Source organism: Streptococcus mitis, assembly GCF_003943905.1.
Classification (GTDB): domain Bacteria; phylum Bacillota; class Bacilli; order Lactobacillales; family Streptococcaceae; genus Streptococcus; species Streptococcus mitis_BC.
Genome location: NZ_RJNS01000003.1, coordinates 166,521 through 190,107, shown reverse-complemented (window position 1 = coordinate 190,107; position 23,587 = coordinate 166,521). Strand labels below are relative to the sequence as shown.

Genomic DNA, 23,587 nt, shown 5'->3' with positions numbered 1-23,587 from the left:
TTCATAGAATTATAAAATCAAATCTAGAAAGGGAACCTATGTTACACAACGCATTTGCCTATGTTACAAGGAAGTTTTTCAAATCGATTGTTATCTTCCTGATTATTCTCCTCATGGCGAGCTTGAGTTTGGTCGGCTTGTCGATCAAGGGAGCTACAGCCAAGGCTTCTCAGGAGACCTTTAAAAATATCACCAATAGTTTCTCCATGCAAATCAATCGTCGCGTCAATCAAGGAACGCCACGTGGTTCTGGAAATATCAAGGGTGAGGATATCAAAAAAATCACCGAAAATAAGGCCATCGAGTCTTATGTTAAACGCATCAATGCTATCGGAGATTTGACTGGATATGACCTCATCGAAACACCAGAAACCAAGAAAAATCTCACTGCTGACCGTGCCAAGCGTTTTGGAAGTAGTTTGATGATTACAGGTGTCAATGACTCCTCTAAAGAAGATAAGTTTGTCTCTGGCTCATATAAGCTGGTTGAAGGTGAGCACCTAACTAACGACGACAAGGACAAGATTCTCATGCACAAGGACTTGGCAGCCAAACATGGCTGGAAAGTTGGAGATAAGGTCAAATTGGACTCTAATGTCTATGATGCAGACAATGAAAAAGGAGCCAAGGAAACAGTCGAAGTGACAATCAAGGGACTCTTTGATGGTCACAATAAGTCGGCAGTCACCTACTCACAAGAACTTTACGAAAATACTGCTATCACAGACATCCATACGGCTGCTAAACTTTATGGCTACACAGAAGACACAGCCATTTATGGGGACGCAACTTTCTTTGTAACAGCGGACAAGAACTTGGATGACGTCATGAAAGAGTTGAATGGCATCAGCGGTATCAACTGGAAGAGCTACACACTTGTGAAGAGTTCCTCTAACTACCCAGCTCTAGAGCAATCCATTTCTGGTATGTACAAGATGGCCAACCTCCTTTTCTGGGGTAGCTTGAGCTTCTCAGTTCTTCTCCTTGCACTCTTGCTCAGTCTTTGGATCAATGCCCGTCGCAAGGAAGTGGGAATTCTCCTCTCTATCGGTCTCAAGCAGGCAAGTATCTTGGGTCAATTTATCACAGAATCAATCTTGATTGCTATCCCTGCTCTCGTTTCTGCTTACTTCCTAGCCAACTATACAGCTCGTGCAATCGGAAACACCGTCCTTGCCAATGTTACTTCAGGTGTTGCCAAGCAAGCCAGCAAGGCAGCTCAAGCCTCTAATCTTGGTGGTGGTGCAGAAGTAGACGGCTTTAGCAAGACCTTGTCGAGCCTAGATATTTCTATTCAGACATCAGACTTCATCATCGTCTTTGTCCTTGCCTTGGTTCTAGTGGTTCTCGTTATGGCGCTTGCTTCAAGCAATCTCCTCAGAAAACAACCAAAAGAGCTCTTGCTCGATAGCGAATAAAAAAACTTGCTACCTATTCTCCCCTAAATGGGGTATAATATAGGTAGCATTTTTATCTATTTCATCTTGATAATACTCTTCGAAAATCAAATTCAAACCACGTCAGCTTCACCTTGCCGTACTCAAGTACAGCCTGCGGCTAGCTTCCTAGTTTGCTCTTTGATTTTCATTGAGTATAAGGACTCTTCCTATCAGGATGAAACAGAGATGATTTACAAGAAATTTAAAGGAATGTGAAACGTTTTTTCTATGAAAATTTTAATTGTAGAAGATGAAGAGATGATTCGTGAGGGGATCAGTGACTATTTGACGGATTGTGGTTATGAAACCATTGAGGCAGCGGACGGTCAAGAAGCTCTGGAAAAATTTTCCAGCTATGAAGTTGCTCTAGTACTACTGGATATCCAGATGCCCAAGCTTAATGGCCTAGAAGTCCTAGCGGAGATTCGTAAGACCAGTCAGGTTCCTGTCTTGATGCTGACAGCCTTTCAGGATGAGGAATACAAGATGAGTGCCTTTGCCTCTCTAGCAGACGGCTATCTGGAAAAACCCTTCTCCCTCTCCCTTTTAAAAGTGAGGGTAGACGCGATTTTCAAGCGATACTACGATACGGGACGAGTCTTCTCCTATAAGGATACCAAGGTGGACTTTGAGAGTTACAGCGCAAGCCTAGCAGGTCAAGAAGTGGCCATCAATGCCAAGGAGTTGGAAATTCTGGACTATCTGGTGAAAAATGAAGGCCGGGCCTTGACTCGTTCTCAGATTATCGATGCTGTCTGGAAGGCGACAGATGAGGTCCCCTTTGACCGTGTTATTGATGTCTATATCAAGGAACTGCGGAAAAAGCTAGACTTGGATTGCATCCTCACTGTGCGCAATGTTGGTTATAAATTGGAGCGAAAATGAAACGAACAGGTTTATTTACAAAGATATTTATCTATACCTTCTCTATTTTTAGTGTTCTGGTTATTTGTCTTCATTTAGCCATTTATTTTCTCTTTCCCTCGACTTATCTGAGCCACCGTCAGGAAACCATTGGCCAGAAAGCGACAGCCATTGCCCAGTCCCTGGATGGAAAAGATAGGCAGAATATTGAGCAAGTCTTAGACTTGTATTCCCAGACCAGTGATATCAAAGGAGCTGTCAAGGGAGAGATGACGGAGGATAAGTTAGAAGTCAAGGATAATTTTCCACTAGATACAGCTCGCCAGACAACTTCGCTCTTCATTGAGGAGCGTGATGTGAAAACGCAAGACGGTGGCACCATGACTCTCCAGTTTCTGTCTTCCATGGATTTGCAAAAGGAAGCAGAGCAGATTAGTCTCCAGTTTCTCCCCTATACCTTACTGGCATCCTTTCTGATTTCCCTCTTGGTGGCCTACATCTATGCTCGGACCATTGTTGCCCCGATTTTGGAAATCAAGCGGGTGACCCGTCGGATGATGGACCTAGATGCTCAAGTGCGATTGCGCGTGGATTCTAAGGATGAAATTGGTGATCTCAAGGAACAAATCAATAGCCTTTACCAGCATCTTTTGACAGTTATTGCGGACTTGCATGACAAGAATGAAGCCATTCTCCAGCTGGAGAAGATGAAGGTTGAGTTCCTACGAGGGGCTTCTCATGAATTGAAAACTCCACTGGCTAGTTTGAAAATCCTAATCGAAAATATGAAAGAAAATATCGGTCGTTATAAGGATAGAGACCACTATCTTGGAGTTGCCTTGGGGATTGTGGACGACCTCAGTCACCACGTTCTCCAGATATTGTCTCTTTCTTCTGTACAGGAATTGCGAGAGGAGAAAGAAGAGGTTGACCTCCTTCAGATGACACAAAGTCTAGTCAAGGATTATGCTTTGCTCGCCAAGGAGAAAGAACTTCAGATAGACAATCGCTTGACCCATCAGCAGGCTTACATAAACCCATCTGTCATGAAACTAATTCTATCGAATCTCATCAGTAATGCTATCAAGCACTCCACTCTAGGCGGCTTGATCCGTATCGGAGAAAGAGAAGGGGAACTCTTTATCGAGAATAGCTGTAGTCCTGAAGAACAAGAAAAATTGGCCCAGTCTTTTTCTGAAAATGCCAGTCGCAAGGCCAAGGGTTCGGGGATGGGACTCTTTGTGGTCAAAAGTTTATTAGAACATGAGAAATTACCTTATCATTTTGAGATGCAAGATGATCGCTTGACCTTTTTCATACGTTATCCTAAAGTCGTGCAAGACTAAGGGAAAGAAAGGGTTTACATTGATTGGGCTAGAAGAAATTCAATCTAAAGTATGGGAAAAACTAGCTTTTTTTATCAAAAAGTGATAAAATGAACAATGTAAATGGGATGTCCCAAAAAATATATAGGAGGCCTGACAAATGGCAATCGTTTCAGCAGAAAAATTTGTCCAAGCAGCTCGTGACAACGGTTATGCAGTTGGTGGATTTAACACAAACAACCTTGAGTGGACTCAAGCTATCTTGCGCGCAGCAGAAGCTAAAAAAGCTCCAGTTTTGATCCAAACTTCAATGGGTGCTGCTAAATACATGGGTGGTTACAAAGTTGCTCGCAACTTGATCGCTAACCTTGTTGAGTCAATGGGTATCACTGTACCAGTAGCTATCCACCTTGACCACGGTCACTACGAAGATGCACTTGAGTGTATTCAAGTTGGTTATACTTCAGTTATGTTTGACGGTTCACACCTTCCAGTTGAAGAAAACCTTGAAAAAGCTCGTAAAGTTGTAGAATTTGCTCACGCAAATGGTGTGTCAGTAGAAGCTGAAGTTGGAACTATCGGTGGTGAAGAAGACGGAATCATCGGTGATGGTGAATTGGCTCCAATCGAAGATGCTAAAGCAATGGTTGCAACTGGTATCGACTTCTTGGCAGCTGGTATCGGTAACATCCACGGTCCATACCCTGCAAACTGGAAAGGTCTTCACCTTGACCACTTGCAAAAATTGACTGAAGCTGTACCAGGATTCCCAATCGTATTGCACGGTGGTTCAGGTATTCCTGATGACCAAATCCAAGCAGCTATCAAACTTGGTGTTGCGAAAGTTAACGTTAACACTGAATGCCAAATCGCATTCGCTAACGCAACTCGTAAATTTGCTCGTGACTACGAAGCAAACGAAGCAGAATACGACAAGAAGAAACTCTTCGACCCACGTAAATTCTTGGCTGACGGTGTAAAAGCTATCCAAGCATCAGTTGAAGAACGTATCGACGTATTCGGTTCAGAAGGTAAAGCTTAATCTAGCTGAACAATACAGATCAGAAACCTGCCCATGAGGGTGGGTTTTTTGGTGTAGATAGCTTTAAAAAATCTTAATTTGATAGAAACTTACCCTATATTTCCATTCTTTACATGAACTAAAGTTATTATATTTTGTATAGATTTTATATTATCCTTTTGCTATAATTGAATTAACTAATTTGTAAGCGTCAGGGAGTTTATAGACAATTTCTGAAGTATTATTTAATATCATTAATTTAACTCTATACTAGAAGTTAGGGGAGCCAATGATTTTAAATGGTTAGTAAATAGTGGAGAGGTTATTATCAAATATGAAAGAAAACATAATCAGTTTTTTTCAGTTTTTTTTTTGGAAAAGAAAAATCAAAGAGGTTCATACTCACAGTGAGGCTAGTGTTAGACGAGTTTTTAGGTCTATTGCACAGAATGGATTTGATTATTATGGTGAGTCAGTACCTTATGGACGGGCTAAGTGGTTTATTGAGTCAGAAAAAGAATTTTATAATGAATTCTCTAATATTGAATTTGAATATTTTGGCTACTCTCCGGTTAGAAGTTTAAAGGAAGAAGATTTCAAAGAATATGGTTTACTCTTGACCCAGTATGGAATTTTCGAAAAAATGCAAATCAAGGATCAAGAAAGGTGTAATGTACAATTTTTTCCATTTTCCAATTTATGGAAAGTAGAGGTAGATGATAATGATCAGTTAGCATTTTACTATCCATATGGGATTATTAAACGTTTGAATGTCTCGAATAGTTTGAACTATGTTGTTAGGGAATTGAATGAATTGATTGCCTCTGGGTATACAAATGATGTACAAGTTGAAAATTTAAATACACAGTTATTAAAAATTGGTAAAAAGAATGTTAATTCAACTACCTTTAAAAGAGGAACTGAAATAGGATTTGTTTCTTGGATTTTATTAAGTGTAGGTGATAGATTGCATAAAGCTCAAATAAATGCAATGGTTAGTGCTCCATCTGGGCATGGGCATGCTGCTGAGTATGCAAATAATCTAATGGATAAGATTAAATATCCATTCCACCATGTAAGACAAACTGGTCAAGATAATGCTAAAAATGGTGCGGATAGAATGGTTGGAAATCAAAAGATTCAAACTAAGTACTATAACAATGCTAGAGGTACTGTAAATGCAGCTTTCGAATCTAAAAGCGAAGGGGGAATGTATAAGTATAAAGGAATGCAATTGGAAGTTCCTAAAGACCAGTATGATAGAGCAGTGGAATTATTTGAAGAAAAAATTAGACAGGGAAAAGTTGAGGGAGTTAATAATCCAGCTGAGGCAAAAACTATCATCAGAAAAGGTCATATTACCTATAATGAAGCAAAATTGATAGCCAAAGGAGGTAATTTGACCTCGATTAAATTTGATGCAATTGATGGAGCTATTAATTCATTACCAGGTGTAGGTATAAGCTTTGTTATTGTCTTTTCTCAGGCTAAATGGTCTGGAGCTGAAACGAAGGATGCTGCATTGATGGCAGGTAAAGCAGGATTACGAACCCTAGCTATGGGAACTAGTATCTATGTTGCCTCACAGCAATTCGCAAAAATATTTACAAAACAAATTAATGAATTTTTTGGAAAAAAAATTACAGCTGAAGTGGTTGCAAGACGAGCTGCACCAGTGATATCGTTCGCTGTTATCATGGGTCCAGATATTTTTGAAGCGCTTGTTGGAAGAATTTCTTCACAACAGCTATTAAAAAATGCAGCAGTTGCTGGGGGCGGTATGATGGCAGGAGCTGGTGCAGGTGCGGTTGGTGGTGCAATTGCTGGACCAATAGGAGCATTAGCGGGTGCGATTATAGGAGGAATTGCAGGAGGAATAGGAGCAAAAGCAATTGCGGATCAATTCATAGAAGATGACCGTGTGGAAATGTTTGCTCAATTAAAAGAAGAGTTCATTGATATTGTGATGGTTATTTCGCTATCTCAGAAAGAGTTTAATAAAATCCAAGAAGATGTCTTTAATGAACAATTAGAAACTTTATTGAAGGATATGTTCCAGAGAAAAGAAAATAGTCGAACTTATGCGAAAGAGTTTGTTGAGGAAAAAGTTAAATCTGTCATAAAAGATAGAAAGCGGGTTGAGTTGAAGGAAATTATTGAGGCTGTCCAAGTAATAAATGATGTTCAAGACTCATCGGAATCAGGATGGAATCAAAATAATGGTGCTTGGTACTATCTAAATAATAGCGGTTCATTAGCAAGGGGGTGGATTCAAGATAATGAACATTGGTACTATCTAAGTGATGATGGCGTCCTAGTAACTGGTTGGTTAGAATATAATGATGTCTGGTATTACTTGAAAGATAATGGAGCTATGGCGACAGGTTGGATTCAAGATTCAGGAAAATGGTATTATTTAAAAGAGGACGGATCAATGTTAACTGGTTGGTACCAAATTGGCGAAAAATGGTATTATTCATATTCATCAGGAGAACTCGCAGTTAGCACTACCATAGACGGGTATAGAGTTAATGAAAATGGGGAATGTATTGATTAAATTGAATATTTGAGATAAAAACACTTTTAATACAACCTGCCCATTGGGTGGGTTTTTGTGTGTTTTAAATAAACTGCTAAACCAGAATTTTTGCTTAAAACTATTATTTTAAGAGTGAAATCTCTAATTTCATAATCTACAGGCAAACGCTTGCATTCCTTTTTTTATTGGACTATAATAGGTTGGTATAAAGCCTTCTGTAAGAATAACAATTAGAAAGTTTAGAAAGTAAGGATTTAGAATATTTGTAGTCAAAAATACAATGTTGCTATTCCTTACGGTAGGGAGATAGATATGGCAATGATAGAAGTGGAACATCTTCAGAAAAATTTTGTGAAGACAGTTAAGGAACCAGGCTTGAAAGGGGCTTTGCGCTCCTTTATTCATCCTGAAAAGCAGACCTTTGAAGCGGTCAAGGATTTGACCTTCGAGGTACCAAAGGGCCAGATTTTAGGCTTTATCGGAGCCAATGGTGCTGGGAAGTCGACAACCATCAAAATGCTGACAGGAATTTTAAAGCCGACATCGGGCTATTGTCGGATCAATGGCAAGATTCCTCAGGACAATCGTCAAGACTATGTCAAGGATATTGGGGTTGTCTTTGGACAACGCACCCAGCTATGGTGGGATCTGGCCCTGCAAGAGACCTATACGGTCTTAAAAGAAATTTACGATGTGCCAGACGCGCTCTTTCATAAGCGTATGGACTTTTTGAATGAAGTCTTGGATTTGAAGGAATTTATCAAGGATCCCGTACGCACTCTTTCACTGGGTCAACGAATGCGGGCGGATATTGCGGCTTCCTTGCTCCACAATCCCAAGGTTCTCTTTTTAGATGAGCCGACCATTGGTTTGGATGTTTCGGTCAAGGACAATATTCGTCGGGCAATTACTCAGATCAATCAAGAGGAAGAAACAACCATTCTCTTGACCACTCACGACCTGAGCGACATTGAGCAACTCTGTGATCGAATTTTTATGATTGACAAGGGGCAGGAGATTTTTGATGGAACGGTTAGCCAGCTCAAGGAAACCTTTGGCAAGATGAAGACTCTTTCTTTTGAACTGGTACCAGGTCAAAGTCATCTCGTTTCTCACTATGAAGGGTTTTCGGATATGACCATTGATAGACAAGGGAACAGTCTCAATATTGAATTCGATAGTTCCCGCTACCAGTCGGCTGATATTATCAAGCAAACCCTGTCTGATTTTGAAATTCGCGATTTGAAGATGCTGGATACGGATATTGAGGATATTATCCGTCGCTTCTATCGAAAGGAGCTCTAAGATGGTCAAATTGTGGAGACGTTATAAACCCTTTATCAATGCAGGGATTCAGGAGTTGATTAGCTATCGAGTCAACTTTATTCTCTATCGGATTGGTGATGTCATGGGAGCTTTTGTGGCTTTCTATCTCTGGAAGGCGGTCTTTGATTCCTCGCAAGAGTCTTTGATTCAGGGCTTTAGCATGGCAGATATCACCCTTTACATCATCATGAGTTTTGTGACTAATCTTTTGACCAGGTCAGATAGCTCCTTTATGATTGGGGAGGAGGTCAAGGATGGTTCCATTATCATGCGTTTGTTGCGACCAGTGCATTTTGCGGCTTCTTACCTCTTTACAGAGCTTGGATCCAAGTGGTTGATTTTTATCTCTGTTGGACTGCCATTTTTAAGTGTCATTGTCTTGATGAAAATTTTATCTGGGCAAGGAATTGTAGAAGTACTGGGATTAACCATCCTTTATCTCTTTAGCTTAACCCTAGCCTACCTGATCAATTTTTTCTTTAATATCTGCTTTGGATTTTCAGCCTTTGTCTTTAAAAATCTATGGGGTTCCAATCTACTCAAGACTTCTATAGTGGCCTTTATGTCTGGAAGTCTGATTCCCTTGGCTTTCTTTCCAAAGATTGTTTCTGATATTTTGTCCTTCTTGCCTTTTTCATCTTTGATTTATACTCCAGTTATGATCATTGTTGGGAAATACGATGCCAGTCAGATTCTTCAGGCGCTTTTGCTACAGTTCTTCTGGCTCATAGTGATGGTGGGCTTGTCTCAGTTGATATGGAAACGAGTCCAGTCCTTTATCACTATTCAAGGAGGTTAGTATGAAAAAATATCAACGCATGCATTTGATTTTTATCAGACAATACATCAAGCAAATCATGGAATACAAGGTCGATTTTGTGGTGGGCGTGTTAGGAGTTTTTCTGACTCAAGGCCTGAACCTCTTGTTTCTCAATGTGCTCTTTCAACACATTCCTTCCTTAGAAGGCTGGACTTTTCAAGAAATCGCCTTTATCTATGGATTTTCCTTAATTCCCAAGGGACTAGATCATCTCTTTTTTGACAATCTCTGGGCTCTGGGGCAACGTTTGGTGCGAAAAGGAGAGTTTGACAAGTACCTGACGCGTCCTATCAATCCTCTCTTTCACATCTTGGTTGAGACCTTTCAGATTGATGCCTTGGGCGAACTATTGGTCGGTGGAATTTTACTAGCGACAACAGTATCAAGCATTGCTTGGACTCTTCCAAAATTCCTGATTTTTCTAGTCTGCATTCCTTTTGCGACCTTAATCTATACTTCCTTGAAAATCGCGACTGCCAGTATCGCTTTTTGGACCAAGCAGTCAGGCGCCATGATTTACATTTTTTATATGTTTAATGACTTTGCCAAGTATCCGATTTCCATTTATAATTCGCTTCTTCGTTGGTTGATTAGCTTTATCGTGCCTTTCGCCTTTACGGCCTACTATCCTGCCAGCTATTTCTTGCAGGACAAAGACGGGCTCTTTAACATTGGTGGGTTGATGTTGATTTCCCTTGTTTTCTTTGTTATTTCTTTAAAACTCTGGGATAGGGGCTTGGATGCCTACGAAAGTGCGGGTTCGTAAGAGATAAGATAGGATGAGAGTTAAAAATTAAATATGTTACAAACAACCGTTGAAAATTATAGCGGTTGTTTTTGCATGTTTATTAAGGCATAAATTCTATCCATACCCCTTTTTGCGATTTTGGTAGTTATTCCAGTTAATTGCTACTATTTTTGATGGTGTGAATGTGCTGATAATGTATCCCAGTTAACTACGAAAGTTTTGGGTTTATATTTTTTAATGTACATTAAAAAAAAAATTAATGCGTGTTAATTTTTCTTGACTTAAAATTTTTTAATTGATATACTATTTTTCAGAGAGCTAACAATTATATATAAATGTACTACTCTATCCCACTAGATAATACGTCATAAAACTTTTTATAACAAAGGCTAGCAAGGTTAAAGTTTTCTATCTATTGGGTTTAAAATAAAAAATGAAGGAATTATAATGAAAAAAAGTACGGTATTGTCATTAACTACTGCTGCAGTTATTTTAGCAGCATATGCCCCCAATGAGGTAATTTTAGCAGATGCACCTAGTTCTGAAGATGCTTTAAGAATTTCTGATAAAGAAAAAGTAGTAGCAGATGCACCTAGTTCTGAAGATGCTTTAAAAATTTCTGGTAAAGAAAAAGTAGTAGCAGATAAAGAAACAGAAAAAAATGAACAATCTGAAGAACTTCATAATGTTATAGAAACTTCAAAGGATACTGAGGAGAAGAAGACAACAGTTATTGAGGAAAAAGAAGTTGTTAGTAGAAAGCCTAAGATAGACAAAAAAACTAGTAACGAAGGAGCAAGTATCAAAGAAGACTCCAATCAATCCAAAGGAGATGATGCGAACTCATTTGTAAATAAAGATACAGAAAATCCTAAAAAAGAAGATAAACTTGTCTATATTGCTGAATTTAAAGATAAAGAATCTGGAGAAAAAGTAATTAAGGAACTATCCAATCTTGAGGATACAAAAGTTTTATATACCTATAATACGATTTTTAATGGCGCTGCCATTGAAACAACTCCAGATAATTTGGACAAAATTAAACAAATGGAAGGTGTTTCGTCGGTTGAACGATCACAAAAAGTCCAACCAATGATGAATCATGCCAGAAAGGAAATTGGAGTTGAGGAAGCTATTGATTACCTAAAGTCTATTAATGCTCCATTTGGGAAAAATTTTGATGGTAGAGGTATGGTCATTTCAAATATCGATACTGGAACAGATTATAGGCATAAGGCTATGAGGATCGATGATGATGCCAAAGACTCAATGAAATTTAAAAAAGAAGATTTAAAAGGCACTGATAAAAATTATTGGTTGAGTGATAAAATCCCTCATGCGTTCAATTATTATAATGGTGGTAAAATCACTGTAGAAAAATATGATGATGGTAGGGATTATTTTGACCCACATGGGATGCATATTGCAGGGATTCTTGCTGGAAATGATACTGAAAAAGATATCAAGAACTTTAATGGCATAGATGGAATTGCGCCTAATGCACAAATTTTCTCTTATAAAATGTACTCTGACGCAGGATCTGGGTTCGCGGGTGATGAAACAATGTTTCATGCTATTGAAGATTCGATCAAACACAATGTCGATGTTGTTTCGGTATCATCTGGCTTTACGGGAACAGGTCTTGTAGGCGAGAAATATTGGGAGGCTATTAGAGCATTAAGAAAAGCTGGAATCCCAATGGTTGTTGCTACAGGTAATTTTGCGACTTCTGCTTCAAGTTCTTCTTGGGATTTAGTAGCCAATAATAATCTGAAAATGACAGATACTGGAAATGTAACACGAACTGCCGCACATGAAGATGCGATAGCGGTCGCTTCTGCTAAAAATCAAACCATTGAGTTTGATAAGGTTAACATTGGAGGACAAAGTTTTAAATACAGAAATATAGGAGCTTTTTTCGATAAAAATAAAATCCTAACAAATGAGGATGGGTCAAAAACTCCAAATAAATTAAAATTTGTATATATAGGCAAAGGTCAAGACCAAGATTTGATAGGATTGGATCTTAAGGGCAAAATTGCAGTAATGGATAGAATTTATACCAAGGATTTAAAAGATGCTTTTAAAAGAGCTATGGATAAAGGCGCACGTGCCATTATGGTTGTAAATACTGTAAATTACTACAATAGAGATAATTGGACAGACCTTCCAGCTATGGGATATGAAGCGGATGAAGGGACTAAAAGTCAAGTATTTTCAATTTCAGGAGATGATGGTGTAAAATTATGGAACATGATTAACCCTGATAAAAAAACTGAAGTCAAAAGAAATAATAAGGAAGATTTCAAAGATAACTTAGAACAATACTATCCAATTGATATGGAAAGCTATAATTCTAATAAACCGAATGTAGGTGATGAAAAAGAAATTGACTTTAAATTTGCAGCTGACACAGACAAAGAACTTTATAAAGAAGATATTATAGTCCCAGCAGGGTCTACATCTTGGGGGCCAAGAACAGACTTGCTTTTAAAACCGGATGTTTCAGCACCTGGTAAAAATATTAAATCCACTCTAAATGTTATCAATGGTAAATCCACTTATGGTTATATGTCAGGAACTAGTATGGCAACTCCAATCGTAGCAGCTTCTACTGTTTTGATTCGACCAAAATTAAAGGAATTGCTTGAAAGACCTGTCTTGAAAAATCTTAAGGGAGATGACAAAATAGACCTTACAAGTCTTACAAAAATAGCTCTACAAAATACTGCAAGACCTATGATGGATGCAACCTCTTGGAAAGAAAAGAGTCAATACTTTGCATCACCTAGACAGCAGGGAGCGGGGCTAATTAATGTTGCCAACGCTTTGAGAAATGAAGTTGTAGCAACTTTCAAAAATACAGATTCTAAAGGTTTGGTAAATTCATATGGTTCCATTTCTCTTAAAGAAATAAAAGGTGATAAAAAATACTTTACAATTAAGCTTCACAATACCTCAAACAGACCTTTAACCTTTAAAGTTTCTGCATCAACTGTAACTACAGATGCTCTAACTGATAGGCTAAAACTCGATGAAACGTATAAAGATGAAAATTCTCCGGACGGGAAGCAAATTGTTCCAGAAATTCACCCAGAAAAAGTCAAAGGAGCAAATATCACATTTGAGCATGATACTTTCACTATAGGTCCAAATTCTAGCTTTGATTTAAATGCAGTTATAAATGTTGGGGAAGCAAAAAATAAAAATAAATTTGTAGAATCATTTATTCATTTTGAGTCAGTGGAAGAAATGGAAGCTCTAAACTCCGACGGTAAGAAAAGAAATTTCCAACCTTCTTTATCGATGCCTCTAATGGGATTTGCTGGGAATTGGAACCACGAACCAATCCTTGATAAATGGGCCTGGGAAGAAGGGTCAAAATCAAAAGCGATGGAAGGTTATGATGATGATGGCAAACCAAAAATTCCAGGTACCTTAAATAAGGGGATTGGTGGAGAACATGGTATAGATAAATTTAATCCAGCAGGAGTTATCCAAAATAGAAAAGATAAAAATACAACATCCCTAGATCAAAATCCAGAATTATTTGCTTTCAATAACGAAGGAATCAACGCACCCTCATCAAGTGGTTCTAATATTGCTAAAATTTATCCTTTAGATTCAAATGGAAATCCTCAAGATGCTCAACTTGAGAGAGGATTAACGCCTTCTCCACTTGTATTAAGAAGTGCAGAAGAAGGGGTGATTTCAATAGTAAATACAAATAAAGAAGGAGAAAATCAAAGAGACTTAAAAGTCATTTCGAGAGAACACTTTATTAAAGGAATTTTAAACTCTAAAAGAAATGATGCAAAGGGCATTAAATCTTCTAAACTAAAAGTTTGGGGTGACTTGAAATGGGATGGACTCATTTATAACCCTAGAGGTAGAGAAGAAAATGCCCCAGAAAGTAATGACAAAAAAGATCCTGCTACTAAGATACGAGGACAATTTGAACCGATTGCGGAAGGCCAATATTTCTATAAATTTAAATATAGATTAACCAAAGATTACCCATGGCAGGTTTCCTATATTCCTGTAAAAATTGATAACACACCTCCAAAGATTGTTTCAATTGATTTTTCAAACCCTGGAAAAATTAAGTTAATTACAAAGGATACTTATCACAAGGTCAAAGAGCAATACAAGAATGAAACGCTATTTGCGAGAGATCAAAAAGAACATCCTGAAAAATTTGACGAGATTGCCAACGAAGTTTGGTATGCTGGGGCCGCTCTTGTTAATGAAGATGGAGAGGTTGAGAAAAATCTTGAGGTCACTTATGCAGGTGAGGGTCAAGGACGAAATAGGAAACTTGACAAAGATGGAAATACCATTTATGAAATTAAAGGTGCAGGAGATTTAAGAGGCAAAATCATTGAAGTGATTGCATTAGACGGTTCTAGCAATTTCACAAAGATTCATAGAATTAAATTTGCTGATCATGCTGATGAAAAGGGGATGATTTCCTATTATCTAGTAGATCCTGATCAAGATTCATCTAAATACCAAAAGCTTGGCGAGATTCCCGAATCTAAATTTAAAAATTTAGAAAATAGAAAAGAGGATAGTCTTAAAAAAGATACAACGGAAGTAGAACATCATCAAGAAAATGAAGAGGCTACCGAAGAAAAATCTAGCTTGACTATTCATAAAACTATTTCAACAATTAGAGATTTTGAAAGTAAAGACTTAAAGAAACTCATTAAAAAGAAATTCAGAGAAGTTGATGACTTTACAAGTGAAACTGGTAAGAGAATAGAGGAATACGATTATAAATACGATGATAAGGGAAATATCATTGCTTATGACGATGGTAGTGCCTTACAATATGAAACTGAAAAACTTGATGAAATCAAATCAAAAATTTATGGCATTCTAAACCCGTCTAAAGATGGACACTTTGAAATTCTTGGAAAGATCAGTAATGTTTCTAAAAATGCCAAGGTATATTATGGCAATAATTATAAATCGATAGAAATCAAAACGACCAAGTATGATTCCCACTCAAAAACGATGACATTTGATTTATACGCTAATATTAATGATATTGTGGATGGATTAGCTTTTGCAGGAGATATGAGGTTTTTTGTCAAAGATGATGGTCAGATAAAAGCTGAAACTAAAATTAGAATGCCTGAAAAAAATAAGGAAACTAAAGCAGAATATCCGTATGCATCAAGTTATGGGAATGTAATAGAATTAGGAGAAGGAGATCTCTCAAAAAACAAACCAAACAATTTAACGGACATGGAATCTGGTAAAATCTATGCTGATTCAGAAAAACAACAATATCTGTTAAAGGATAATATCATTCTGAGAAAAGGCTATGCACTAAAAGTGACTACCTATAATCCTGGAAAAACGGATATGTTAGAAGGGAATGGAGTTTATAGCCAGGAAGATATAGCAAAAATCCAAAAGGCCAATCCTAATCTAAGAGTCTTATCAGAAACAACAATTTATGCTGATAGTAGAAATGTTGAAGATGGAAGAAGTACTCAATCAGTATTAATGTCGGCTTTGGACGGCTTTAACATTGTAAGATATCAAGTGTTTACCTTTAAAATGAATGATAAAGGGGAGGCAATCGATAAAGATGGCAATCTTGTGACAGATCCTTCTAAACTGGTATTATTTGGTAAGGATGGTAAAGAGTACACAGGAGAGGATAAGTCCAATGTAGAAGCTATAAAAGAAGATGGCTCTACGTTATTTATTGATGCAAAACCAGTAAATCTTTCAATGGACAAGAACTACTTTAATCCATCTAAAACTAATAAAATTTATGTACGAAATCCAGAATTTTATTTAAGAGGTAAGATTTCTGATAAGGGTGGTTTTAACTGGGAGTTGAGAGTTAATGAATCGGTTGTAGATAATTATTTAATCTACGGAGATTTACACATTGATAACACTAGAGATTTTAACATTAAGCTTAATGTTAAAGACGGTGACATCATGGACTGGGGGATGAAAGACTATAAAGCAAACGGATTTCCAGATAAGGTAACAGATATGGATGGAAATGTTTATCTTCAAACTGGCTATAGCGATTTGAATGCAAAAGCGGTTGGAGTACACTATCAATTTTTATATGATAATGTCAAACCAGAAGTAAACATTGACCCTAAGGGAAATACTAGTATCGAATATGCTAACGGAAAATCTGTAGTCTTTAACATCAATGATAAAAGAAATAATGGATTCGATGGTGAAATTCAAGAACAACATATTTATGTAAATGGAAAAGAATATAGATCACTTGATGATATTAAACAAATAACAGATAAGACACTAAACATTAAGATTGTTGTAAAAGATTTTGCAAGAAATACAACCGTAAAAGAATTCATTTTAAACAAAGATACGGGAGAGGTAAGTGAACTAAAACCTCATAGGGTAACTGTGACCATTCAAAATGGAAAAGAAATGAGTTCAACGATAGTGTCGGAAGAAGATTTTATGTTACCTGTCTATAAGGGTGAATTAGAAAAAGGATACCAATTTGATGGTTGGGAAATTTCTGGTTTCGAAGGGAAAAAAGACGCCGGCTATGTTCTTAATCTATCAAAAGATACCTTTATAAAACCTGTATTCAAGAAAATAGAGGAGAAAAAGGAGGAGGAAAATAAACCTACTTTTGATGTATCGAAAAAGAAAGAAAAAACACAATCTGATTCAACTAATGATGTCAACAGTATTGTTTCTGATGAAAATGATAAAAACTTTGAAATTGACAAGAACGTTTATCTAAATGAACAAGGGAACTTAACTAATAAAAATACTAACATCAATAGTAAATCAACTAGTAACAATCCTAATCAGTTGCCAAAAACCGGAACAGCAAGCGGAGCCCAGACACTATTAGCTGCCGGAATCATGTTTATAGTAGGAGCTTTTCTTGGATTGAAGAGAAAAAATAAAGATTAAGACAAAAGCTATAGAAAAAATGCTTTAAGTACTGAGATTAGATAGTGAGGTGATGACATAGTTTTGTGAAAATATTGATTTATAAATATATTATTTAGATTTCTATGAAAATAGGAGATTTTAAAGAGATATATGTAAAAGCCTTGTCACAGGACAGGCTTTTTCTAATGGAGATGGGTTCTGTTTAAAATCCATTTCTTCGGCTTATAAAAATATAAATACAAACTATGGTTTATATTTTGTGGTATAATGTATTGTAATAAATACTTGTTTTGATACCAATCTAGAGATATTTTTATAGTTATTTATTCTAGAAATTTTTGCTTGGATTTTTTTTAAAAGTCATAAAAGTTCATGGATAGTAACGAATGAAGTATCGTAAGCTTGGCTGAATATCAATCAAAAAGGAGAAAATTATGAATAAGAAAGAACGGGAAAAACAATTTGAAGAGATCAATGGACCTAAGCGGTCTGAATCAAAGTCGGCTCCGAATAAAAATATAAAAATCTATATTGGCCTAGCACTCTCTGTTTTAGTCACTCTCATCTTGGTAAGTATTTTCTCATATCTTCTGATTGGAAAGAAAGAGCCAAATCAAGCATCGTCTGCAGTTTCAACTACAGAGACAACAAGTCAAGCTTCTACAAGCCAAGGAAAAACGGATGAGACTGATAAGGATAAACAAGAGGAAATTCAGAAACTCAAGAATCAACTTGCTGCTTTAGATACCAAGATTACGGAAGCAGAAGCACTTGTTAGCAAGTTGAAGAAAGAAACTACCGTTCCAAAATTAGATATTGAAGCAATTAAGAACAATGACTTGTCTAGTTTAGAGGGTACTTGGCGTAGTCAATCTGGTAATGAATACATTATTAATGATTCTGGAGAAGTACGTGCGACTTGGTTTACAAATGATCAAAAGTACGAATCTGTAGTTGGATTAAAGGTATCAAAAGGTCAAGATAGTCGTAATCCTGAGACAGCTTCTATCAGTGCATGGGTAAAAGATTCTGTTGCTGGAGGATTTGTAGTAGTTGCTGTTCCAAGTGGAGTTGTTATGCAACCTGCTGATGATGGAAAGATTACGGATAAAAGCAATCATGCTGAAGAAAGACTACTTTCAGGACAAGATTATGGGTCTATGTTAATGAAACCAGAAAATGTTTATTATCGTGTGAAACCAGATACCAGTAAACTTGAGGAAGAAGAAAAGAACTTAGCTCAACTACAAGCAGACCGTGAATCAATTAAATCTTCTCTTGAGGCAAAGGAAAAGAAAAACTAGGTTGTATTCGTTCAAAAATACTGTTATAATCGGCAGAATCAAGAAGTCCAAACGGGCTTCTTTTTCTTTTGTTACAAATACTCAACCACTTAGACAGAGATATTGACCAGATAGGCAAAAGGGCTTGTTCTTGAAAAATTCCTCTGCTATAATGGTTCATGTAAGGGACGTGAGGGGTCAGTATCAGACAACTCAAGTCAATAAAAAAGAAAATGGAGACATAAAAATGAAAAAAATATTAGGACTTGTATTTTTAGTAGCAGCAGCGCTAGTATTGTATTTCGGATCTGTTGGATGGCCAAGTTTAGATGTCAACCTCTGGTCACTCATTCCAGTAGGATTGTTCCTCTATTTCACACTAGAAAACTTTTTGAAAAAAGACTACAAGGCTAGTCTGATGTGCTTGATCATTGCCTTTATCATTGCAAATGCTATTTTGGATCTCTTGCCAATTTCAAGTGGTTTGGTGATTGGTGCCGGTGTGTTAGCTTGTGTAGGCATTGGCTATCTCTTTCCTGATAAAGATAAATAGAAAAGTCTCGAGTTTTCTCGAGACTTTGTTTTTATTTACCAGCGTAATATTTTTGGATCCCCTTTACGATGCCTGCGACCAGTTTATCTTGGTAGTGGCTATCTCTGATTTGTTGGTTTTCGGAGAAATTATCCATATAACCAAGTTCAAGGAGGACGGCTGGTTTGGCGGTTTCGCGTAGTACGGCATAGCTGCTCTCCAACAGGCCAGCATCCTTGGCTCCTGTTTCTGCTAGAAGAGAGGAGTGGATGGCAGCGGCGAGGCGTTTGCTTTCACTCATACGATCAGGGTGATTGTGCCAGTATTTATTAATCTTACTTGGATAATCAGGTTCATCGCTATAGGAGTAGGTTTGAATACCGCTCGCTTTTGAGTAGGTATTACCAGTAGCGTTGAAGTGAATACTGATAAAAATATCAGAGTTGGTTTTATTAACCATTCTTGAACGTTCAGTCTTAAAATCAACATCGATATCACTGTCACGAGAGGTGAGGACCTTGTAGCCTAGTTCTTCTAGCTTAGCGCGAAGTTTGCGATAGATTTGCATGTTGAGATCTTTTTCAGCTACATTGTAGTAAAAGGCACCTGAATCTCGACCACCATGCCCAGGATCTAGGAAAATGGTATTGCTGTATTGACCTTTTACAAATCCACCTTCTGTTGAAACTTCAGAAATCCATTGACCGTATTTTTGGAACAAGTGTTCCTTGCCGTCTATCTTGTAGGTTCCTGATACATAATGGCCACTATCGTCCAAATAGTAACGAGCCTTGTAATAATCGTCGTAAATCCACTCATTCTTGGCCATATAGCCACCAGACTTGAGATAGTAAGCTCCAATCCATTCACGAGCCGCATAGGTTCCATTCGCTTTTAGATAGAACCAACTGTTGTAGGCCTTGTCAAAGATCCACTCTTTTTCAGCCATGGCTCCACTAGATTTGAGGTAGTAGCTTCCTTTCCATTTATTGGAAAGCATGACTCCATTTTGTTCAAAAGCATACCAAGTTCCCTTGATTTTCTCCCATTTGTCTTGGCTGTATTTCCCATATTCATTAGCGTAATACCATTTTTGGTCAATCTTCACCCAGGAGTTTTCCGCCATAGCTCCGCTACTGCCGAGCAGGTAAGCACCAACGGTCGTTTTGCTGAGCATCACGCCGTTTTTGTCAAAATAATACCATGAACCATTAATTTTCTCCCATTTGTCTTGCGAGATTCTGCCAGATGGTGTGACATAATACCAATTTTGGTCAACCTTTACCCAGCCATTCTCCGCGATGGCCCCGCTTTTAGTAAGGAGATAACCATCAACGATTGTTTGACTGAGCATGACGCCATCTTTGTCAAAGTAGTACCAAACTCCTCCGATTTTTTTCCATTTTTGTTGGATGATTTTTCCAGACTCACTGGCGTAGTACCATTTACCCTCAAGAGCTACCCAGCCATTTTCTACCATAACCCCGTCTTTATTGAGAACATAGCCATCAAAGATGGTATCACTGAGTCGATTTCCCTCTTGGTCAAAATAGTACCACTTATCTTGAATTTTTTTCCATTTGAGGACAGGCTGATTGTTTTCATAGAAACGCCACTGTTTGTTTTCTTCCTGCCATCCTTCTTTTTTAGGAGCTTCTTCTTTTGCCTTGTCTTTTGGAAGTGTTGTAGTCTCCTCTTCATTTTTAATTGAAATATCTTTCTTATCTTCCTTAGAGTTGCTTTGCTCGGTGGCAGCAGGAGGATTAGCATTGTTTTCTTCCGCATAGATAGGTGCTTGTGCCAATCCTGCTATTGAAAGGACAACAGCACTTGCCAATATAAACTTTTTCAACGATATTCTCCAATCATTATTTTCTAAGAAATATTATAAAATATGTCTGACGGTTTATCAACTATCAAACTGAACTTCTTCTAGTAGATACTCGATAAAGCGTTCGCCCATCTTAGACAGGCTGGTTTTTTCATGCTGGATATAGACTAGTTCAATGGGATCGTCAATGTCCAGTGGAATGGAAACGATATTGTCTCCGTTGAGGTTACTGTTCAAAATCCCTGTTGCAATGGTGTAACCATCCAAACCAATCAAGAGATTAAAGAGGGTGGCACGGTCACTGACTACGATGGATTTCTTGTGGTGCTCTTGTGAAAGAATCTCCTCCGAAAAGTAGAAGGAGTTGTGCGTCCCCTGGTCATAACTCAGATAAGGGAAGTCTTCCAAATCAGCCAGTTTGACCTTGTCTTTTTTAGCTAGAGGATTGGTCTTGCTGACAAAGATATGAGGCTGGGCGGTAAAGAGGTGGTGGGCCAAGAGGTGGTTGTCGTCCAGCATTTTCGTTAAAACATCACGGTTGTAACTGTTCAAAAAGAGGACACCAACCTCACTACGGAAGTTCTTGACGTCATCGATAATCTCCCAAGTCCGAGTTTCACGAAGGAAAAGTTCGTATTTTTCCATATCGCTTTTCTTGAGCAGGGAGACAAAGGCATTGACTACAAAGGCATAGTGTTGAGACGAAACGCTAAAGAGTTCGCGGTGGGCGACAGGATTTTTATAGCGTTCCTCCAGAAGTTGGGTTTGCTCGACAACTTGACGGGCATAGGAGAGAAACTCCATCCCATCACGGGTCAAGGTAATGCCCTTGGGATTGCGGATAAAGATTTCAATGCCCATTTCATTTTCCAAGTCTCGAACGGCATTAGAGAGACTGGGTTGGGTGATAAAGAGTTGCTTGGCTGCTTCATTCATAGAGCCAGTTTCGACGATTTTGATAATATAGTGTAGTTGTTGAATTCTCATGTTTTTATTGTACCACACTTGGTGAAGAATGAGCAAAGAAGATGAAGGGAAGAGAGGAAAGCCCCAAACCAGTATTGAAAAAATGTCTAGAATCTGTTAAAATGGAAGCTATGAAAACATTCTATGATGTGCAGCAATTTCTCAAACAGTTTGGCATTATTGTTTACATGGGGAAGCGCTTGTATGATATTGAACTAACGAAGCTCGAACTCTCTCGGATCTATGATGCAGGTCTGATGGACAAGCTAGATTACCTAGAAGCGGAAGCTGTTCTCCGCAGGGAGCACAAGATAGAATTAGACTATATTGAGAAAAATGGAGAAATGAACTAATGGTTACTTGGATTTTGTGGGCACTTATACTGGCAATGGTGGCATGGATGGGCTATAACTACCTTCGTATTCGTCGTGCGGCTAAGATTGTGGATAATACAGAATTTGAAGCCTTGATTCGGAAAGGGCAATTGATTGATTTGCGCGATCCAGCAGAATTTCACAGAAAACATATCCTCGGAGCTCGCAATATTCCTTCAAATCAGTTGAAGTCAAGCCTTGCAGCCCTTCGCAAGGATAAACCTGTCCTTCTCTACGAAAACCAACGCGGACAACGAGTGACCAATGCAGCACTTTATCTGAAAAAACAAGGTTTCTCTGAGATTTATATCCTTTCTTATGGATTGGATTCTTGGAAAGGGAAAGTGAAGAATAGTTAACATTCTGTAAAAAACTATCGAATGATAGATAAAGCTAGTATCTTAAGGTATCATCATTTATATTAAATTTAAGGAGATTTTATAATATGAATTCACAACAAAAGAAAAAACCTTCACTTATTTTAGGTATCTTATCGATCGTCCTTGGTTTGCTATCTCCAATAGTAGGTCTGGTTTTGGGGATCATAGGATTGGTCTTGGCTTTTTCATACCAAAAAGAGTCACAATTAGACTATAAGACAGAAAAGATTCTCAATATCGTAGGACTTGTAGTTTCTGTCCTTAACTGGATATTAGCCATTGCAATAGTTTTTAGATAAGCAAAAACAAAAAAAGCTTCAAACATAAAGCTTTTTTCTTTTATCCACTTTTCTCTAAATAGTTTTTAATGATCTCTAATTCTTCTGGATTCAAGGGACGGAATTGACCTTCAGCTAGGTCAGGGTCTAAAGTGAAATCACCGAACTGAACTCGTTTTAGAGAGGTCACCTTGACACCAACAGATAGAAACATCTTCTTGACTTGATGAAACTTGCCTTCAGAGATGGTGATGGAGGCTTGACTAGAGGAAGGACTTGAGGACAGAATTTCTAGCTGAGCAGGTTTACAGGTGGTCCCATCTAAAAAGACAATCCCATCTTTGAATTTTTGGATATGGTCTGACGTGAGCAGTCCATTGACCTCTACTTGATAGGATTTATCGACATGGTACTGGGGATGGAGGAGCTGAAAACCAAGAGGTCCATTGTCTGTCAGAAGGAGCAGTCCCGTTGTATCGCGGTCTAGTCTGCCGACAGCATAGAGTTGGTCAGACTGGATGTCAGGTGGGAGGAGGTTCATGACGGTTGGGAGTTTCTTATCCTTGCTAGCTGTAACGACTCCGTTTGGCTTATGAAGCATGAGGTAGTTGTGCTCGTAGCCTTGGATTTGTCGTCCTTGAAAGACTAATTTCTGCAACCCAGTGTCGACATTTTGAGCGAGTGAGCGAGCTGGACAATCATCTACTAGGATTTCTTTTTTTAATAGAGCCTGTTTCATAGCCTTGCGACTGACCTTTTCTTGGGCTAATAATCTATCTAAACGCATACCAGCTTATCTTATCATAAGTCTCTGACTTTGAAAAGAGTTGCCTTGACTAGAAAAGCAGAGTGAAAACATTTACACTTAGCTGAACTGTGATTTTTGAATGAGACTGTGGTATAATTGTTCAGTTAGAAATAAAAATTTAAATATTAGAGGAAA

The 23,587-nt window shown here is 37.9% G+C and carries 17 protein-coding genes; 14 read left to right on the top strand and 3 right to left on the bottom strand.

The features are described 5' to 3' along the window. Positions 1-38: 38 nt before the first annotated feature. The 11 genes from vex3 (at position 39) to D8854_RS06715 (ending at position 18,836) form a co-directional block, all read left to right on the top strand. Positions 39-1,418 carry an ABC transporter permease subunit Vex3 gene (vex3, locus tag D8854_RS06775; protein ID WP_042902562.1) on the top strand — a complete coding sequence of 460 codons (1,380 nt, stop codon included), beginning with the start codon at positions 39-41 and terminating at the stop codon, positions 1,416-1,418. Positions 1,419-1,667: 249 nt separating this feature from the next. Continuing rightward, a complete protein-coding gene (vncR, locus tag D8854_RS06765; RefSeq protein WP_000697942.1) occupies positions 1,668-2,324 on the top strand; it encodes a response regulator transcription factor VncR in 657 nt (218 codons plus the stop codon). Beyond that, positions 2,321-3,649 (top strand): sensor histidine kinase VncS, encoded by a 1,329-nt coding sequence (vncS, locus tag D8854_RS06760; protein ID WP_125450291.1) that lies wholly within the window; start codon positions 2,321-2,323, stop codon positions 3,647-3,649. The genes vncR and vncS overlap by 4 nt, the downstream gene beginning before the upstream one ends. A 139-nt stretch (positions 3,650-3,788) precedes the next feature. Further along, positions 3,789-4,670, top strand: a complete 882-nt coding sequence (locus tag D8854_RS06755; protein ID WP_001019005.1) for a class II fructose-bisphosphate aldolase — start codon at positions 3,789-3,791, stop codon at positions 4,668-4,670. 313 nt (positions 4,671-4,983) lie between these two features. Next, the gene (locus D8854_RS06750; protein ID WP_125450290.1) at positions 4,984-7,206 is read left to right on the top strand and encodes an N-acetylmuramoyl-L-alanine amidase family protein; all 2,223 of its coding nucleotides are present in this window, start codon (positions 4,984-4,986) and stop codon (positions 7,204-7,206) included. Positions 7,207-7,500: 294 nt separating this feature from the next. Continuing rightward, positions 7,501-8,493 carry an ABC transporter ATP-binding protein gene (locus D8854_RS06740; RefSeq protein ID WP_125450288.1) on the top strand — a complete coding sequence of 331 codons (993 nt, stop codon included), beginning with the start codon at positions 7,501-7,503 and terminating at the stop codon, positions 8,491-8,493. Between the two features lies 1 nt (position 8,494). Further along, positions 8,495-9,313 carry an ABC transporter permease gene (locus D8854_RS06735; RefSeq protein WP_070569106.1) on the top strand — a complete coding sequence of 273 codons (819 nt, stop codon included), beginning with the start codon at positions 8,495-8,497 and terminating at the stop codon, positions 9,311-9,313. 1 nt (position 9,314) lies between these two features. Next, positions 9,315-10,100, top strand: coding sequence for an ABC transporter permease (locus D8854_RS06730; RefSeq protein WP_049520929.1), 786 nt, complete (start codon positions 9,315-9,317; stop codon positions 10,098-10,100). 429 nt (positions 10,101-10,529) lie between these two features. After that, positions 10,530-17,018 carry a S8 family peptidase gene (locus D8854_RS06725; RefSeq protein ID WP_125450287.1) on the top strand — a complete coding sequence of 2,163 codons (6,489 nt, stop codon included), beginning with the start codon at positions 10,530-10,532 and terminating at the stop codon, positions 17,016-17,018. Between the two features lie 416 nt (positions 17,019-17,434). Further along, positions 17,435-18,304, top strand: a complete 870-nt coding sequence (locus D8854_RS06720) for a DUF6287 domain-containing protein (RefSeq protein WP_001034386.1) — start codon at positions 17,435-17,437, stop codon at positions 18,302-18,304. A gap of 226 nt (positions 18,305-18,530) precedes the next feature. Then, the gene (locus tag D8854_RS06715) at positions 18,531-18,836 is read left to right on the top strand and encodes a hypothetical protein (RefSeq protein WP_125450286.1); all 306 of its coding nucleotides are present in this window, start codon (positions 18,531-18,533) and stop codon (positions 18,834-18,836) included. Positions 18,837-18,867: 31 nt separating this feature from the next. On the opposite strand, the gene D8854_RS06710 is transcribed toward D8854_RS06715, so the two are convergent. Further along, positions 18,868-20,667 (bottom strand): N-acetylmuramoyl-L-alanine amidase, encoded by a 1,800-nt coding sequence (locus D8854_RS06710; RefSeq protein WP_125450285.1) that lies wholly within the window; start codon positions 20,665-20,667, stop codon positions 18,868-18,870. A gap of 57 nt (positions 20,668-20,724) precedes the next feature. Then, positions 20,725-21,633, bottom strand: coding sequence for a LysR family transcriptional regulator (locus D8854_RS06705; RefSeq protein ID WP_001222585.1), 909 nt, complete (start codon positions 21,631-21,633; stop codon positions 20,725-20,727). 41 nt (positions 21,634-21,674) lie between these two features. Here D8854_RS06705 and D8854_RS06700 point away from each other — a divergent pair, with 41 nt between their 5' ends. From D8854_RS06700 to D8854_RS06690, 3 genes are all read left to right on the top strand, one after another. After that, a complete protein-coding gene (locus tag D8854_RS06700; RefSeq protein ID WP_312023740.1) occupies positions 21,675-21,965 on the top strand; it encodes a YqgQ family protein in 291 nt (96 codons plus the stop codon). Next, positions 21,965-22,345 (top strand): rhodanese-like domain-containing protein, encoded by a 381-nt coding sequence (locus tag D8854_RS06695; protein WP_125450284.1) that lies wholly within the window; start codon positions 21,965-21,967, stop codon positions 22,343-22,345. Before D8854_RS06700 ends, D8854_RS06695 begins: the two co-directional genes overlap by 1 nt. 86 nt (positions 22,346-22,431) lie before the next feature. Then, complete coding sequence (locus D8854_RS06690) at positions 22,432-22,665, top strand: DUF4190 domain-containing protein (protein ID WP_125450283.1); 234 nt, start codon at positions 22,432-22,434, stop codon at positions 22,663-22,665. Between the two features lie 40 nt (positions 22,666-22,705). Here D8854_RS06690 and D8854_RS06685 read toward each other — a convergent pair whose 3' ends face one another. Further along, positions 22,706-23,431: a 16S rRNA pseudouridine(516) synthase gene (locus D8854_RS06685; RefSeq protein WP_125450282.1), complete on the bottom strand. Its 726-nt coding sequence runs from the start codon at positions 23,429-23,431 to the stop codon at positions 22,706-22,708. Between the last annotated feature and the right edge of the window lie 156 nt (positions 23,432-23,587).